The organism is Pseudomonas sp. WOUb67, assembly GCF_050058005.1.
Classification (GTDB): Bacteria; Pseudomonadota; Gammaproteobacteria; order Pseudomonadales; family Pseudomonadaceae; genus Aquipseudomonas; species Aquipseudomonas putida_R.
In genome coordinates this window covers 2,990,546-3,005,798 of the sequence record NZ_CP170112.1, presented here as the reverse complement: position 1 = coordinate 3,005,798, position 15,253 = coordinate 2,990,546, and the positions used below count along the sequence as shown (strand labels likewise).

The following is a 15,253-nucleotide window of genomic DNA, read 5'->3' as shown; positions in this document are numbered from 1 at the left end:
GGATGCAAGCAGTACTCAGGGGTTTACCCGTTCGAAGTCGGGCAACTTGAAGGTCTTGTTGTTGAACGCTTCGGTGGGACCGTAGAAGCGCATGGCAGGCAATGGACGCTTGCCGGAGGTGGGAATCCAGTTGGCTTCCTCGCCTTGCGGGGCCGTCGGCCCGACATAGATCGTCACGCCGCCATCGGCATTCTTCTTCATCTTGTCGACGTCGAACGACGACAGCGTGGTGCGGTTGCTGTCGCTGTAGATGAACGAGAAGGTGGCTCGGTCATAGACCGTCAGCGCCCAGAACTGCTTGACCGGCATGTCCTTGGGCACATCGAGCTTGTAAAGCTGGCCGGCTTCCAGCGGTTTGCCGTCCTTGTCGGCCATCGCCATCTGGTACGACGTCGCCGGCGAGGCACTGAGGACTTTAGGCATGTAGGTGCACCAGAAGTACTCCGCTGCCCGTTCGAGCAAGTCGATGCGATCTTCGTAGATGAACGTGAACGTGTGGTTGGCATCAGGCTGCAACAGCGAGACGTAGTGCCGATCCGGCCAGTACACGCGCTTGGACATCTCGGTGTCGAACCATTGCTGGAGAAAGAACCAGGCATCGATCGCGGCCTGGTGCATGGCCTTTTTGGCAGTTTCGTCCGGTGCGAAGGGTTTGCCTTTGACGATGCCCAGGGACGACAGCATGCCCATCATGACCTTGTCGTGTTCGCGCACTGGCTCCACGCTCATGATCGCGTGCATGTCTTCGAAGTGACGTTCGTCATAGAACGGCAGCGTCGGGTAGCGCTCATGGGCAGGGTCGATGAACTTCTGCTGCGGTGGCGACTTGGCTTCAGCCAGGTAATACATGCGCAGGCGCTTGGCGTATTCGTAGGCGTCCTTGGCTGTCTTGCCCGCGGGCGGCACCGAGCGAAACGCCAGAGCGATACGGTAGTTGGGCGAGGCCACGTGGATATAGCCCTTGGGTACTTCACCTTGGTAATCAGGTGCAGTGAACAGGTACTTGCCGCCTTTGCCTTTGTCGAGCCCTGCCGGGCCTACATCGGCGATGGTAAGTTGCCAGGCATCCACCACCTGGCCATATAGGCTGCCGTCCGCGGAGGCTGCCGGGATTTCCAGCACCACTGGGCCTTTGCGCAGGTCCGTGTAGGCCGCGATGTAAGGCGTGGTGCTGTTGGCAGTAATGGCTTCAAGTTGTGGGGTAGCCGTTGCCGAATAGGCAATGATGTCATTGTCCTTGTAGCCAAGATCCTTTTCGGCAGCACGGCGGAAGGAGTAGATGGCAATCGCCGGCATGTTCCAGAGGATCGCTTCGAACGCACGCTGGTACTTGATCTGATAGTCGAAGTCCTTCACCGAAGGGGTGGCCCCCGCTGGGGGTTGCCCACCCAAGGGTTCGGTCGCTGCCTGCGCGGTGACGACAGTACAAGCGGCAATCGCTGTGGCCAGCAGGCAAGGCTTCAGGCAGGTGACCATCCGAGTCATCAACCCATCTATGACTTCCATGAACATCTCCTTGGGCTAGAAAGACTGTCGGTAGACGGCAGAGGTAACGAGGCGCTAGTTAGCCTGCTGTATGCAGCATGGCGACTTCAGAAAACTTGAAGCAGTGTAGATCAGGTTTACTGGGCAGCTTGATGAGCTGCCAATTTTTTGCACCTGATTCTCCAGGCCTTCAGCTATGGCACTGGCAATTTCAACTCGCGCTCGGCGGCAATTGATATTGCCATTTGCCTGCTCTCACCGTGCGAGCAGTCGTTGTCTACACTGGCGCTGGGGCAATGCCTGCGAACTTCGAACCGCCTCTCAACAGGAAGAGCTTATGCAAAAAGTCCATTGCACATGCTGGATCTCGCTGGTCATTGCTGTTGGAGCCGGAAGTGCCCAGGCCGAAGACTCCGCAGAACTGGCCAAGGCTGCCCTCAACCCTGTGGCTGCCATGTACAGCCTGCCGGTGCAGTACAACTGGGATCAGAAGATCGGCTCCACCGGTGATGGTATGCACAGCGTGACTAACATCCAGCCAGTGCTGCCATTCACGCTGAATGAGGACTGGAATCTCATTTCACGCACCATCTTGCCTGTCATCGACCAGCACGGCCTGGCCCCCAACGGCGCAGCGAACAAATCAGGCGCAGGGGACGTTACGCAAAGCTTCTTCTTTTCCCCCAGCAAGCCCACCGACAGCGGATGGATCCTCGGTACAGGCCCAGCCCTGTTGATTCCGACCGCCAGCGACGAACTGCTCGGGAATGAACAATGGGGCCTGGGCCCGACTGCGGTAGCGCTCAAGCAGTCAAATGGTTGGACCCGAGGCATACTCGCCAACCATATCTGGGGGCTTGATGGCAGCCCACCGGATGGCAAGGAAAAGGTCAATCAGACATTCCTGCAACCCTTCCTGTCGTACACCACCAAGTCGCTCACCACCTACGGCATCAACACGGAATCGACCTATGACTGGCAGTCACGCGAGTGGTCGATCCCCATCAATTTGACCGTCACCCAACTGCTCAAGATAAATGGCCAACCCCTGACCATCCAAGCGGGCCCAAGGTACTGGCTGGACAGATCAGGCGATGGCCCCCAAGGCTGGGGATTCCGCGCAGCTGTGACATTGCTGTTCCCTCGCTGACAGGCCTCCATTCAACCGATGCATATCAGTTTTTCGAGAGGAATTTGAAGCCCCTAGACTTCGTCTGCCCATACCGCTATCGGCGAATGTCTGCTTTGGGTCGAAAGCAGCCACTCGCGAACGGCTGCTTACGACCCATAGCTGCCACTCACCACTGGCAGCTAACGGCCAATAGCGGACAACCGCAGTCTCTTGGAATCTTCCTGATGCACACCCGCTCTGCCTCACGATGAAGCCCCTCCCCCTATGTTGCTCAATTCAACGAAACCATAAGCGGTGTCCGCAAGGTGGCGCGTGCCGCGAGGTAGGCCAGAACGGCCCCCAGCACCAACAACGCTGCACTCAGTTCGAAAGTAGCCCGATAACCGTCAACAAGCTAACCTCGATCGCCGACGTGATGGGCGTGCATCCACTCAGCATTTTGGCTGAAGGCTTTTTGCTGCAGTCGGGGGGCAGTCTTGACGAACTATTCGCTCGTGTAAGGGCAGAAATCAGCGATGAATGCTGAGGCTTTGCCATCGAGGGCCAAGCTTTCTGGTGAGAATTGCACTATACCCGTTGGGTATGCACCCCTATAAGTCGTCACCCTGAGACGCTTGGGCACCTCGCCCTAGTGATGGAACCCACGGCAGCGTTAGAAAAGAGGCGTTTAGAAACTCAACACTTTACGGTCCACAGCTGATCAATCCGCGTGGTGTAAGACTGGCTCATCATTTCTCTTCGCATCCCCCAATCCGGCGCGACAGGCACGCGAGCAACCCGCATTGTCCCGCGCCCCCACCGGTCGTTGATATCATCCATAACCTGCATAAGTCGGCCACACGCAACTGGCTGCTTAAGCGCGAACAAATCCTCTGAGAACTCTCCAGGTTGACGCAGTTCCATCAGCAGTACCTCCGCCTTGCTGTACCGGAAACCAGGCCTGTAAATCTTCGACACAGCATCGGTGGCGAATCTGGTCATTAACAGGGTGTCGGAGGTTGGGTAAGGCAACTCAACCAGCACGCCCTGGGCGTGGTGCACCTCCTCCGGGTTAAACATCCCGGTGCGGATGCTTACGCGTATTCGCTTGCACACTGAGCCCTGCGCTCGGAGTTTTTCAGCAGCACGCGCGACGTAAGTGGCCACGGCTTGCTTGATCAGCACAAGCTCTGTCAGTCGCTTGCCAAACATCCGGCTGCAACAGATCTCCTGCTTTGGCGGCTCTGCTTCGTCCAGTTCCAAGCAGGGCGTGCCAGCTAGTTCACGCGCCGTCTTCTCCACCACTACGTTGAACTTCTGTCGAAGCGTCCACGCGTCGGCCCTTGCCAGGTCCATTGCCGTACGTATGCCCATAGCCCCGAAGTGTTCCGCCATACGACGTCCAACTCCCCAAACCTCCGTTACCGCAGTATTACGCAAAACCCAATCGCGTTTGAAATTATCGCGAATGTCCACCACTCCACCAGTGTGAGCTTGGAGCCTTTTGGCCGTATGATTAGCCAACTTGGCTAACGTCTTGGTGTGTGCGATACCAACACCAACTGGAATGCTAGTGCAGCGAAGAACTCGGTGACGTAAGTCGCGACTGAAAGCCTCCATGTCTCCCGGCATGCCTGTCAGATCGAGCCAAGCCTCATCAATAGAATAACGTTCACAACGCTCTACGGAAGATTCTAGGAGCGTCATAACGCGCTCGGAGATATTGCCATACAACGCATAATTACTAGAAAACGGAACAATTCCATGCCGCTTTAGCTTGTCTCTAATTTGGAAGAAAGGCTCACCCATTTTTACAAACGGTTTTGCGTCATACGACCGTGCGATCACACACCCATCATTATTACTCAGTACTACGATAGGCGTTTTTTCCAGATCGGGTCGGAAGATACGCTCGCAGCTCGCATAAAATGAGTTGCAATCAACCAGCGCGAACACTTGATCATTGCGCATGATCACGCACACTGAAACGGATTACGCCCCAAATCAATAGCTCATCTCCTTCGAGGACGTATCGCGCGGGATAGCTGGGGTTTTCCGATTTGAGTATCACCACCCCGTTACGCTTGTGAAGACGCTTACAAACTGGCTCATTGTTCAACGCCGCGATGACTACATCACCGTGCTCGGCCTCCCGGCTCCTGTCGACAATGACCAGATCACCCGAAAAAATCCCCGATCCCTGCATGCTATCCCCTTCTATTTTTACCAGATAAATATGAGGCGCTCGCAGTTCGAAAAGGTCGTCAAGAGAAATGTCGCCTTCCAGATGGTCGGTCGCAGGTGAAGGGAAGCCTGCAGGTACGCGAAAGGAATAGCAGGGAAGCTTGGCGGCACCACCGGTTGGCTTGCCTAAAAAGGTAATAGTCATGGCGAACGCTCAAGGATTAACTGTACATGCATACAGCTAATCCTTGATTCAGTCTCGGGTCAATCCCGCTCGCTGGTGATTCGTCGGAGCTTGCTCAGAGACGCTTGCGGCCTCGCGGATCGATTGGGCGCACATTCGTTGGCGGTAACTGCTGTTCTAGCTCAGAAATGCGGTCGTAGAGCTCCAGAATGGTAGCGTCCGCTTCGGTCAACAGACTGGCAAGGCGATCTCGTTGCTGAGTGATCTCTGCAATCCGCTGCCTAAGACCCCGGTTCGTTTTGCGTGCAAGCACCTTAGTCTGATGCACTGATGGGGGACGCGCCTGGGCCTGTCCCTCAACAAACCTCTGAATCTCTTCAATCAACAAAGGGAACCGACTTTTTTTGAGAGCCGACGGATCGCTGCCGGCTTCCTTGGCCACGTTGTTCTGGCTGACGAGAGCACCTTTAGGAAGTCGCTCAGGCTCGTTCGCCTTCAGTCGCTCAAACGCTGCCCGGTAAAGATCCCCCGCGCTTAACCGCCGTCCCGATTCAGGAGGTTGATTCGCGGATGACATTTCGATAATTCTCCACACTACGTTTTTGAGCTTCTAGGGATCCCATGAGGGGACTATTAGCATCGGCGGTCTCTATAAGCTCATCTAAGACGGTTTCAAGATTCTCGACCTGGTCGAGTAGCCTAGAGTCGTACAGCACATGAGCACAAGGCTTTGGATCGGCCTCCAAATCTCCTCCGCCACAATGAGCAATATTATCGATCCCTCCGTATGGACACGGGATTCTACTAGTACATACGCCGAGCACTACAGGCCTATGGGCTACCAGCCCTCGCTCCGCCAAATTAATCAACTTTTTTTCCTCTTCTGCCGAAACCAAGCGTACTATCTCGGCTTTTCTCTTTTCTCCATGAGGGCTAATGAATCTATCGCTCGCGAGTTGCTGCAACTGCTTACCTAAAACTTCATACATGGTTCGCACATAGTAGGTATGGGCTTTGTCTTCCAGCCGAACCTTTGAATGGTTTTGCCCATAGTAAAGGCTCATTGCACGCACAACATGCTTAAGCTGGAACTGTAAGGAGGCGTCACTGACCCAACCAGATGCCTGCATATTGACAGCACCAGTTCGCCTTAACTGATGCCACGCCAAGGGCCAGATTTCGCCGACCGCAAACTCATCGGTTAACGTTGGCGTCACCATTCGAGCCAACTCGAAGTCCTTGGGTGTAATGCGCAACTGCTCCGGATCAAACAACTTAATACCCGACTGCAAAAGTCTTTTATAGCTATAAATACTTGGACGCAACGACTTAGAGCCAGCATGCTTCTTAGTTAGCCAAGGCGCAAATTGATAATCGATAAGATATAGTGAGGATAACTTAGCAGAAACTAGATCTGGCAGCGTCATTAAAGCAATCTCCTGACGAAGCTCAGCGACCGCTCGCATTGCTTCAATAGCTACCGTTACAGATGGTGAAGTAACCCAAAGCGCCCTTTGATCGGACATTGTCTTAGTGGTTTCCCCACTTAAGACGTAAATATCGCCAAACTGGGGGTCACTCTCAATCTGTAAACAATCTGAACGAAGCCCCCACGCTTCCTCGACACGCATGAGACTGAAATTCAGAATATAAGCTAGTCCTACATAGCTTACAAATACAAGGTAGCTACTCAATATATTAGGGCGAAAATCTTCCTCTTTGCCCCCTAGCCAGCGACTGATCAAATTTGCGACGCCAAATCTGCGCGCAGTATTAACAAAAGGGCCATAGTAACGACAACCAGTCACTCGACCATGCTTTCCACCACTAGGAGGCTGAAACGGACGATATTTTGCAAATTTATCGCCCTTTATGAACCTAGCGTTATTATAGATATGCGCAGCACTGCTAAAGCGATAGCAGGCCTCGAAATCCTTTCGATGCTCCAGAAAGTCTTCGAGACACTCTCGCAAGCGTGAAACTTGGTATGCCCAAATTCGCGGTGGGATATAAGCGGTTTGCGCGGTCTGATGTTCTGGTATTGATGCTGCTAGGCAGGCTAAGCCGCCTCGATCCAGTAAAACGAATCCCAGGGCATCACGCCGCTCGTACAGCTCGTGCAGCAACGCGAGAAGCTCGCCTGAGCGGGAAACTTGTAGAACTGATGGCAGACGGTCGATCACGCGTGGAAAATGAGCCAGCTCAGATGCCAAAATTCCCTCTTGTGAACACAAAACGAAAAGCTTGCGAATTTGATCAAAGCGAGTTTTAAGCCCTCTGTAACCTCGTGCTGCACTTGGACCAAACATCCACCATCCAGTAATGATTCGGAGCAGGTCCGCATTTTTCGAATCAATCGCTGCCGCAAATTTCTGGGAGGAGCTATCTCCGAAATTCAAAGTAACTTTTTTTCCGGCCCAAGGATCGAGACGCCAAACAGAATCACCCCAGCAGCTAACAGTTTTACCTACCGCATCGATGATGGCCGGCCAATTAGGGTGCGGCGGCCAACTCGGTGGACGGTAATTAATAGCGTCCGGCCCTACAATAGGAGATTCGATGGCAAGTCCAAGTTCATGAAGGAAATCTTTCACAACGCTGATTCCTTTTGAAACTCTGCTAAACGTATAAAACCGTACCAAGCTGGGTGGTAGTCTTCTTCGTGTATACGGGCTGTGGCTTCGACGACCCACTCCTTGCGAATTGCGCTACTCTGCTCAAAAAAACGAAGCTTGGCTGTCAATCGATCTACAACCTGAAAAGTAGGATGCTCCGAAATACTTTGCTCATCATGAGCAGGCGGACGATAGCGGGCCAACTCTAAGGACTTTAGATGACGGAGACTTGCAAGAGACCAAACGTGGTCAGCACTTTCGATATCGCGATGGTGCATACAGAATAAGCATCCAGCTGCGTTGATACAATCCGGTTCCGGCACGTTCTTTAAGAACGTATCTAGAGGTTCTGGTGCTGCTGAAACGCAGCGACCAGGGGCTGGCGGTGATATCGAAGGATCGTTAGTTTGATGGAAACGTGTGATTTCAAGCATAGCCGTCTGTGGATGCGGTTCCGCATAAACCCTCAGGAGAGTTCCCACAGTATGCTGTGCAATTTCAGCGACCTGCTCCGGGTTCTGTGATTGTCGAAGAAGCCAATTGATGCGCGTGCCACGGAGCTTCAAAGGTCTCACAAGCACAACCCCAACTTCGCCACAAATGCGCGTTAAGTTAGTGAACTGCGGAGCAGTACCCACGAGTCGGCCACCACTACGAACAAGTGGAAAAAGTAAGGCGTCATCATCAATAGAAAACCACTGGGCTCGCCAGATCAAATAACGCTCAAACCACTTCTTGTAGCTGGCGAAAATTTCAAATAACACCTCGCCCTCCCGCCGCTCCTTATAGGCGCGGACCTGATATCCATCGAGATGGCTAGTGTAGTGGTACTGATCTAGCCTCAATGTATGAGTTTGCTTCAAATTTAGCCCTGTCTGGGCAATAAATATCAGCATCTCACTTTCAATTCGTAGATTTACGAGCGGGGTACGAGCTCTCAAAGACCTGTCATTTATCCATGCCTCGTTAAAACCTTTCGCAGCATCGATTTTTCGTTGGGCATGAGGCATTTTTCGTTGCGCTGCATACTTTTCAGGATTGCGTAGCCCTGACCACAATTCTAGCATCTTCCCTGAACTCAGCATGACTTTTACAGGTAAAGGCCCAGTTATCACCTCCCAGGTCAGGGCATCGCAAATAGCAGCCAGAAAACGACCAAACTCAAAGGTTTCTTGAAGACTTTGTTTAGCAGAGTGAGATGTGTGAACTTTACCGTTACCTCGCGGCTTTCGAACTCGAATTCTTTTACTCAAACTAGCCTTACTACCCAAGACTTTATCTAGCATCGTTGCAATGAGCTTAGTAAGCTCATAAAGGGTGCGCGCACTAAACTCCTTACGAATTCGATGACATTGAACCATGTGCTCAGACCAGCGAATAAATGCATCAGGGGCTGAATCAAGACTCAAAGGGAATTCTTCAGCGTCGACCCAGGCAAAAAACCTGCGGAGAACAGTCACCTTGTTATCTGCGGAGAACCGACTCCCACCACCGGCAAGATCATCAGCCAGGTTCTCATGAAGCTTGGTTACTAGTTCAATACGTTCTGCAAGGAGGCCTCCTAATTTATTGGACTCGATTAATTGGCTTACCTTATTTACCCTCACAGCAGCACCCCCGCGAAAAAGCAAGGACCTCAAGTCCCATGGAGTTTCAGTGGCACCGTATTCGAGCATGGGGAATGTAAGTACACCTTCGAAGTTATTCACCACGTGGTCTCTCGAACCTGACGCCGATGAAGGCAGACATAAAACTGTTTGAAATCGCTTGTTTAGCGGGCATTGCCTGAACGAAGCGTATATATTTAAAAGTGGTTGACTCAGAATTGCGCCCATGAAGTAGCGCATCACTAACCATCGCAACAACTACGGAGACATCGGCACAAGCACTAAGTGCGACTTGCGCCAACACAGTGCCAAACGTACATCTAGTTTGATGAAAGCGAAATCCCCGAAGAGCAACTAATCCGGAAGCAATACCAGACTTCCGTAGCGCTGACATTTCTACGTTCACTGCCGAAGATTGATCGCTTCCACGTCTCCCGTAAGGATTACCAAAACGGGTCAAAAACACCAAACTACGATTACCAGGTAACGCCTTGGCTTCTCGCTCTATTCGCCGCCAACTTTGGACGTACTCCAACAATGCGTTCCGCAGGGCGTGGGGAATCCAAACCTGACCGGTCACTTCAAACTTTGTATGTACCGCCGGGGACGCTCCCGGTCCAATGGCTATACGAAGAAGGCCTTGAGCACACGGGTCTGGAACTGCACGCTCCAGTGTATCAATCTTAAGATCGCAAATGCTACCGAGCCTCATACCTGTAAAGAACCCAACCGCCATCATCAGATAGAGCTCCGGCGTGGCGTTAGCCTTTGCAAAATCTAATATTCTATCCCTATCAACTTCGGACACTGGCAGAAGCCCACCTTCTAGAGTCAACCCAAGTCGACGCCTATTTGGAATGCCAAGATCAGTAGTTACACCACTGAGTGTACGCTCGAAGCCAACCTGATCAAAAAACTTTATAAAGTAAGATTTCTCGCGCCACAGTGCGACATGAGGAGCCAACAGGTCTTTCGCCCTTATCCACTTATAAAATTTTACGCAATTTCTCATGTATTCCGACGCTGTCGATGGGCTAACCCCTCCGACATTGCGTAACTTGATAAGCGCTCCCCGATACAATACCAAGCAGCGATCAGCTTTTCGGACAGGAAACTCAAACCACTGCAAGTTACGGGACTCAAGGAATTTAGCGTAATTCAATAGACCGTTCATATTGCTAGTAACGGTCTTTAGCGTCGCCTCGCCAGTAGTCACGCGTTCCACTGCCCAAAGATTTGCCTCTCTCCACGGGGTACCGTCAGTCCAAAAGATCTGCGGTAACCCTTCGATCACTTGACGGCTTCCACTTGGAGAGTAAGCGACCGCGCCAGACTCTCGTGTGTGGTAATGGGGTGAAAAGCAGATGCGCTCTAACGTGACCATTCGGCAGCCTCAGCGAACACCATCATGTCCATGGTCTCTACCTTGTTGTGTGGATGCCCATACCCTACACCTTACCGTTATCAATGCTGTAGACCTCGGTGGCCGGCACCATGGATTCGATCAAGGTCATGACGCGCTCGCTCATGTCGCCGTACAGCGCGTAATTACTGCTGAAGGCCATGATGCCATGGCGTTGCAGCTTGTCCTTGGCCTGGAAATACGGCTCACCCATCTTCACGAATGGCTTCGCATCGTATGACCGAGCGATCACACACCCATCGTTGTTGCTCAACACAACGATGGGTGTCTTGGCCAAGTCCGGCCGGAACACGCGCTCACAGCTCGCGTAGAACGAGTTGCAATCAATCAGCGCGAACACCTGGTCACTGCGCATGGTCGCGCACGCTGTAACGCACAACGCCCCAAACGACAAGCTCATCGCCTTCCATGATGTACCGCGCAGGGTATGCCGGGTTCTCCGACTTGAGAATCACCACTCCGTCACGGCGGTGCAGACGCTTGCATACGGGCTCGGTGTTGACCGCAGCGATGACAATGTCCCCATGCTCCGCCTCACGCCCGCGGTCTACGATAACGATGTCACCGGAGTAGATCCCTGCCCCTTGCATGCTGTCCCCCTCCACTTTCACCAGATACACATGGGGTGCGCGGAGGTCGAATAGCTCATCAAGGGAAATATGGCCTTCCAGATGGTCCGCTGCCGGGGATGGGAAACCGGCCGGAACGTGAAATGAATAGAGTGGTAGGGGTTCGGTACCGCCGGTTGGCGTGCCTAAGAATGTAATGGTCATTGTGGAAGGTCCGATGCAAACTGTATGCATATACAGTAAATCTGGCATCGGAAGCTCGGTCAATCCTGGGCGGTGAATTTTCTGACGAGCGAGAGGCTAGCGATGTGCGGACGGTATTCGATCTACGAGTCAATGGATTACTACCTGCGCCAGCTATCGCTGGATCTGGTCGTAATCAACGGCTACGACCACGAGCCAATCAGTCGCTACAACGTAGCGCCTTCGACCCGCGTCGAGGTCATACGCCAGGTAAAGGGTGGGCTGAGCGTGGATCGCGTCAAGTGGGGATGGTCGCCGTTTTGGGCGAAGGGGAAGCGGCCGGACCCGATTAATGCGCGGGCCGAAACAGTGGTAACAGGGAAATTCTTCAAAGACCTGTGGCCAGGTGGTAGAGCCCTGGCGCCGGCGAACGGATGGTTCGAGTGGATACCAGATCCAGCGGACCCAAAGCGCAAGCAGCCGTACTACATCACAAGCGCCAACGGCGCCCCGCTCTATTTCGCGGCGCTTGCAGAAGTGCACCAGAACACCGAGACAGACGAGCGCGATGGATTTGTGATCATCACCGCAGCAGCGGATCAGGGACTGATCGACATCCACGACAGGAAGCCCTTGGTGTTGCCCCCTGAGCTCGCGCGGGAATGGATCGACCCGACTACATCGCCGGAACGGGCTGTGGCGATCGTGGAGCAAGGTTGCAGGCCGGCTGCACAATTCCGGTGGTATCCGGTCGGCAAGGCGGTAGGAAATGTGAGGAATGAGGGTGAGTCGTTGATTACGCCGATGGACAACGAAAACCATCAAGGTCAGCTAGAGTTTTAATGAGTACAAGCACCGCGAGGTAACAATCATGCTAAAACAAGAAGCAGATGACGTGATTGAGCGTATAAGGGACGATCTGAAAAGGCACGGCGTGCTGATCGGCTACGATCCAGAGCTTACCAGTGCTGAATTCGGGTGCGACCTGGACCACTACGTTGCTCAGGCCAGAGAGGATCCGAACAACCGTGTGCTGGGTATCGCGATACATGACGAAGGCTTATGGGCCCAGCTCCGGCAGGGAACGGTGTATCGCTGTGTTGTCAGTGATTGCCGAGGGAAGCTCTTCGGTATTCCTATTACGATAGAACCGAGAACCGATGCTTCCTACACCATTCAATACAAGCTCTGAATGTTGCCTGGGTAGTCTGCCGGCAACACCACCCGACACCCCGCGCGGCACCGCCGCGCAAACCTGCCTTGCCCTCCCACGCTGCCCTTGAGCGCCTTGACGCTTATCGTGCAGCGCTGGCAACCAGGCACTGCTGCACCAGATGCCCCCGACATCGTCAGGTAGACCCAACCGCCAAAAAAATTGAATCTGCCAGTTGCCTGCCCGGTCAGCAATTAAGAACGCAGTAATCTGACGAGGTGACAGCAATGACTATCCAGGCAGAGACACTCGCTCAACTGACCGAAGCGCTTCAAAAGCGCGGCATGACCCTAGTATCAGACGTGGCATTCACCAGAGCGCCGTACCGGCAAAATCATCGTTGGATTTGCACCGTAGAGTGAATAACCCGCGATGCCGGCGGCCTGGAACAAAATTCCACCGCCGCCCCCCTTCTCAAGACCCCAATGTATAGACCGCGCAACCCTGGACTGCATGGCAACCTGACGCAGTGAGCACATTTGTACTCCGGCCCGCTGTAACTCCCTTCCCCTCTATTTTGAGCAGGCGAACTGATCGAACTGAGGGATGGTATCGGTAGCGACTCGACGGGCCCGGCCCACACCCCAGGCCAAACCCCTCGTCATCGACTCACCAGGGCGCGAATCGAAAGCCTCTTCGTGAAGTGCCATACCGGACGACGCATACACCCCGATGAACATCTGCGTAGTGCCTGTTCGCGACAGTCGCACCTGGACATCGATGCATGTGCCGTCATCGAGTGTCTCGCCATGAATGCGGTGATGAAGCGTCGGGTCAGCCCAAGCCCAGTACACGTGGCCCCTCATTCGCATAAAGATCTCCTTCACCGCCGGCTGGTGGTTGGTGTAACCAGGACTGGCAGACCCATCATTTGTAATTAGGCCTATCCAACTAGCTTGACCACCGGCCACGAACAAAACTCCATTTTTTTACCCCTCTGCCCTTTATTCACTGCCGCGATATGGCGGCCAGGGACGAAGTCATGCCTGAAGGTTTTGCGCTCCGCTTCTCGCATGTCGACGAACCGGGCGCGCGACATACCGCCTTCGATCTCGGCCGCCCAGCGCTGGGCTTCGGCCTTGGTATCGAAGGTCGCAGATAGGGAGGGATATCCTTTCCGGCGGATCTTTGCCCGCCATGCGCCGCCTGGGCGCTGCTCGTAAGTGGCCATGCACCGGGTTTTGCGGGGGACAACTGGGACACGCAATTTTCTTCGGTGTCCCAAATTTGTCCCAAATCGAGCGCGGGACAAAATCCGCAGGCATTAAAAAAGCCCCGCAACCTCAATGGCTGCGGGGCTTTCGAATGGTGGAGGCCGAGGTCGGAATCGAACCGGCGTAGACGGATTTGCAATCCGGAGCATAACCACTTTGCTACTCGGCCTCAAAGGTCGGATCTAGCTGCTTGCGCTTTGCTATCTCCTTGAAACGCTGAACCTTTTTCAAAGTTTGCTGCGTTTCGATGGGCGCCATTATGTCTTCATTCTTTTAACCTTGCAACCCCCTGAACGAAAAAAAATTTCAACGGGCTCAAGGTGTTAGCGCAGACGGCTGAGTTTACTCCACAAGCCCACCACGGTGTTCTCCACCGTGCCACTGGCAGCCATGCCGATTCGCTCTTGCAGGCTCTTGCGCTCGGCATAGTGCAGGTGGAACAGGTTGGCGTTGCGCGCGCGCTCGCTGAGGTACTCGTCGCTGGTCTGCAGTTCGTCCACCAGCTGGCGGTTGAGTGCGGCAACGCCGAGCCACACTTCGCCAGTGGCCACTTCGTCAATGTGCAGTTGCGGGCGATAGCGGGCGACAAAATCCTTGAACAGCTGGTGGGTGATGTCCAGGTCTTCCTGGAACTTCTCCCGGCCCTTGTCGGTGTTTTCGCCAAACACGGTGAGGGTGCGCTTGTACTCGCCGGCGGTCAGCACTTCGAAGTCGATGTCGTGCTTCTTCAACAGGCGGTTGATATTGGGCAGCTGTGCCACCACCCCGATCGAACCCAGTACGGCGAACGGGGCACTGACGATTTTCTCGCCGATGCAGGCCATCATGTAACCACCGCTGGCGGCCACCTTGTCGATGCACACGGTCAGCGGGATGCCCGCCTGGCGAATGCGCGCCAGTTGCGACGCGGCCAGGCCGTAGCTGTGCACCAGGCCACCACCGCTCTCGAGGCGCAGCACCACTTCGTCACGCGGGGTGGCGAGGGTCAGCAGCGCAGTGATTTCGTTGCGCAGGCTTTCGGTGGCAGAGGCTTTGATGTCGCCATCGAAGTCCAGCACGAAGACCCGGCCCTTTTCCTCGGCCTTGCCTTTCTTCTGTTGTTTTTCCGCCTTGGCCTGCTGCTTGCGCAAGGCCTTGAGCTGGGCCTTGTCGAGCAGGCCGGACTCCAGGCGTTCGCGCAGGTCCTTGTAGAATTCGTTCAGGCGGGTGACCTGCAGCTGCCCACCCGGTTTGCGCCGCCCTTTGCTGCGCAACCCGGCGATGGCCGACAGCACCACGAGGATGGCGATAACCAGGGTGGCGGTTTTGGCGAGAAAGCTTGCGTACTCGGCAAGAAACTCCACGTTGACTCCTTAAATACCTGCGCCAGAACGGCGCGTAACTGTTGCAAGCATACCGCTGCACCTGAGGCGCTGCCAGCCGGTGTAAACGCTGGCAACACCTTTCAAACAACCTTTTCAAACGC

Annotated in this window: 14 protein-coding genes, 1 tRNA gene and 1 pseudogene; 3 read left to right on the top strand and 13 right to left on the bottom strand. The window is 54.1% G+C overall.

Going from position 1 to position 15,253, the window contains the following annotated elements:
• Positions 1–15 precede the first annotated feature (15 nt).
• Positions 16–1,506: a DUF1254 domain-containing protein gene (locus ABOC32_RS13520; RefSeq protein ID WP_426811370.1), complete on the bottom strand. Its 1,491-nt coding sequence runs from the start codon at positions 1,504–1,506 to the stop codon at positions 16–18.
• A 316-nt stretch (positions 1,507–1,822) separates the two neighbouring features.
• On the opposite strand from ABOC32_RS13520, the gene ABOC32_RS13515 reads away from it, so the two are divergent.
• On the top strand, positions 1,823–2,635 hold the full coding sequence (locus ABOC32_RS13515) for a transporter (RefSeq protein WP_426811369.1): 813 nt from the start codon (positions 1,823–1,825) through the stop codon (positions 2,633–2,635).
• A gap of 657 nt (positions 2,636–3,292) precedes the next feature.
• Here the strand turns inward: ABOC32_RS13515 and ABOC32_RS13510 are convergent.
• The 8 genes and pseudogenes from ABOC32_RS13510 to ABOC32_RS13475 all read right to left on the bottom strand — a co-directional run bounded on the left by ABOC32_RS13510 (position 3,293) and on the right by ABOC32_RS13475 (position 11,382).
• Positions 3,293–4,567, bottom strand: a complete 1,275-nt coding sequence (locus ABOC32_RS13510; protein ID WP_426811368.1) for a Y-family DNA polymerase — start codon at positions 4,565–4,567, stop codon at positions 3,293–3,295.
• A complete protein-coding gene (locus ABOC32_RS13505; RefSeq protein ID WP_426811367.1) occupies positions 4,557–4,985 on the bottom strand; it encodes a LexA family protein in 429 nt (142 codons plus the stop codon). Before ABOC32_RS13505 ends, ABOC32_RS13510 begins: the two co-directional genes overlap by 11 nt.
• 94 nt (positions 4,986–5,079) lie before the next feature.
• Positions 5,080–5,541, bottom strand: a complete 462-nt coding sequence (locus ABOC32_RS13500) for a hypothetical protein (protein WP_426811366.1) — start codon at positions 5,539–5,541, stop codon at positions 5,080–5,082.
• Entirely contained in the window at positions 5,516–7,558 is a 2,043-nt protein-coding gene (locus ABOC32_RS13495; RefSeq protein ID WP_426811365.1) for a hypothetical protein, read from the bottom strand. The genes ABOC32_RS13500 and ABOC32_RS13495 overlap by 26 nt, the downstream gene beginning before the upstream one ends.
• A complete protein-coding gene (locus ABOC32_RS13490; protein ID WP_426811364.1) occupies positions 7,555–9,288 on the bottom strand; it encodes a site-specific integrase in 1,734 nt (577 codons plus the stop codon). The genes ABOC32_RS13495 and ABOC32_RS13490 overlap by 4 nt, the downstream gene beginning before the upstream one ends.
• The gene (locus tag ABOC32_RS13485; RefSeq protein WP_426811363.1) at positions 9,281–10,570 is read right to left on the bottom strand and encodes a site-specific integrase; all 1,290 of its coding nucleotides are present in this window, start codon (positions 10,568–10,570) and stop codon (positions 9,281–9,283) included. Before ABOC32_RS13485 ends, ABOC32_RS13490 begins: the two co-directional genes overlap by 8 nt.
• Before the next feature lie 79 nt (positions 10,571–10,649).
• Positions 10,650–10,964, bottom strand: a pseudogene (locus ABOC32_RS13480) (DNA polymerase V subunit UmuC); the annotation flags it as partial.
• Complete coding sequence (locus tag ABOC32_RS13475) at positions 10,954–11,382, bottom strand: S24 family peptidase (protein ID WP_234227094.1); 429 nt, start codon at positions 11,380–11,382, stop codon at positions 10,954–10,956. The gene ABOC32_RS13475 and the pseudogene ABOC32_RS13480, both read right to left, overlap by 11 nt.
• Before the next feature lie 102 nt (positions 11,383–11,484).
• Here ABOC32_RS13475 and ABOC32_RS13470 point away from each other — a divergent pair, with 102 nt between their 5' ends.
• Both ABOC32_RS13470 and ABOC32_RS13465 read left to right on the top strand, forming a co-directional pair.
• Positions 11,485–12,204, top strand: coding sequence for an SOS response-associated peptidase (locus ABOC32_RS13470; protein WP_426811600.1), 720 nt, complete (start codon positions 11,485–11,487; stop codon positions 12,202–12,204).
• A 28-nt stretch (positions 12,205–12,232) separates the two neighbouring features.
• Positions 12,233–12,553, top strand: coding sequence for a hypothetical protein (locus ABOC32_RS13465; protein WP_426811362.1), 321 nt, complete (start codon positions 12,233–12,235; stop codon positions 12,551–12,553).
• Between the two features lie 533 nt (positions 12,554–13,086).
• Here ABOC32_RS13465 and ABOC32_RS13460 read toward each other — a convergent pair.
• The 4 genes from ABOC32_RS13460 to sohB all read right to left on the bottom strand — a co-directional run bounded on the left by ABOC32_RS13460 (position 13,087) and on the right by sohB (position 15,131).
• Positions 13,087–13,386 carry a hypothetical protein gene (locus ABOC32_RS13460; protein WP_426811599.1) on the bottom strand — a complete coding sequence of 100 codons (300 nt, stop codon included), beginning with the start codon at positions 13,384–13,386 and terminating at the stop codon, positions 13,087–13,089.
• 71 nt (positions 13,387–13,457) lie between these two features.
• The gene (locus ABOC32_RS13455; RefSeq protein ID WP_426811361.1) at positions 13,458–13,745 is read right to left on the bottom strand and encodes a hypothetical protein; all 288 of its coding nucleotides are present in this window, start codon (positions 13,743–13,745) and stop codon (positions 13,458–13,460) included.
• 138 nt (positions 13,746–13,883) lie between these two features.
• Positions 13,884–13,957: transfer RNA gene (locus ABOC32_RS13450), tRNA-Cys, on the bottom strand.
• Positions 13,958–14,111: 154 nt separating this feature from the next.
• Positions 14,112–15,131, bottom strand: a complete 1,020-nt coding sequence (gene sohB / locus ABOC32_RS13445; RefSeq protein ID WP_043199556.1) for a protease SohB — start codon at positions 15,129–15,131, stop codon at positions 14,112–14,114.
• Positions 15,132–15,253 lie beyond the last annotated feature (122 nt).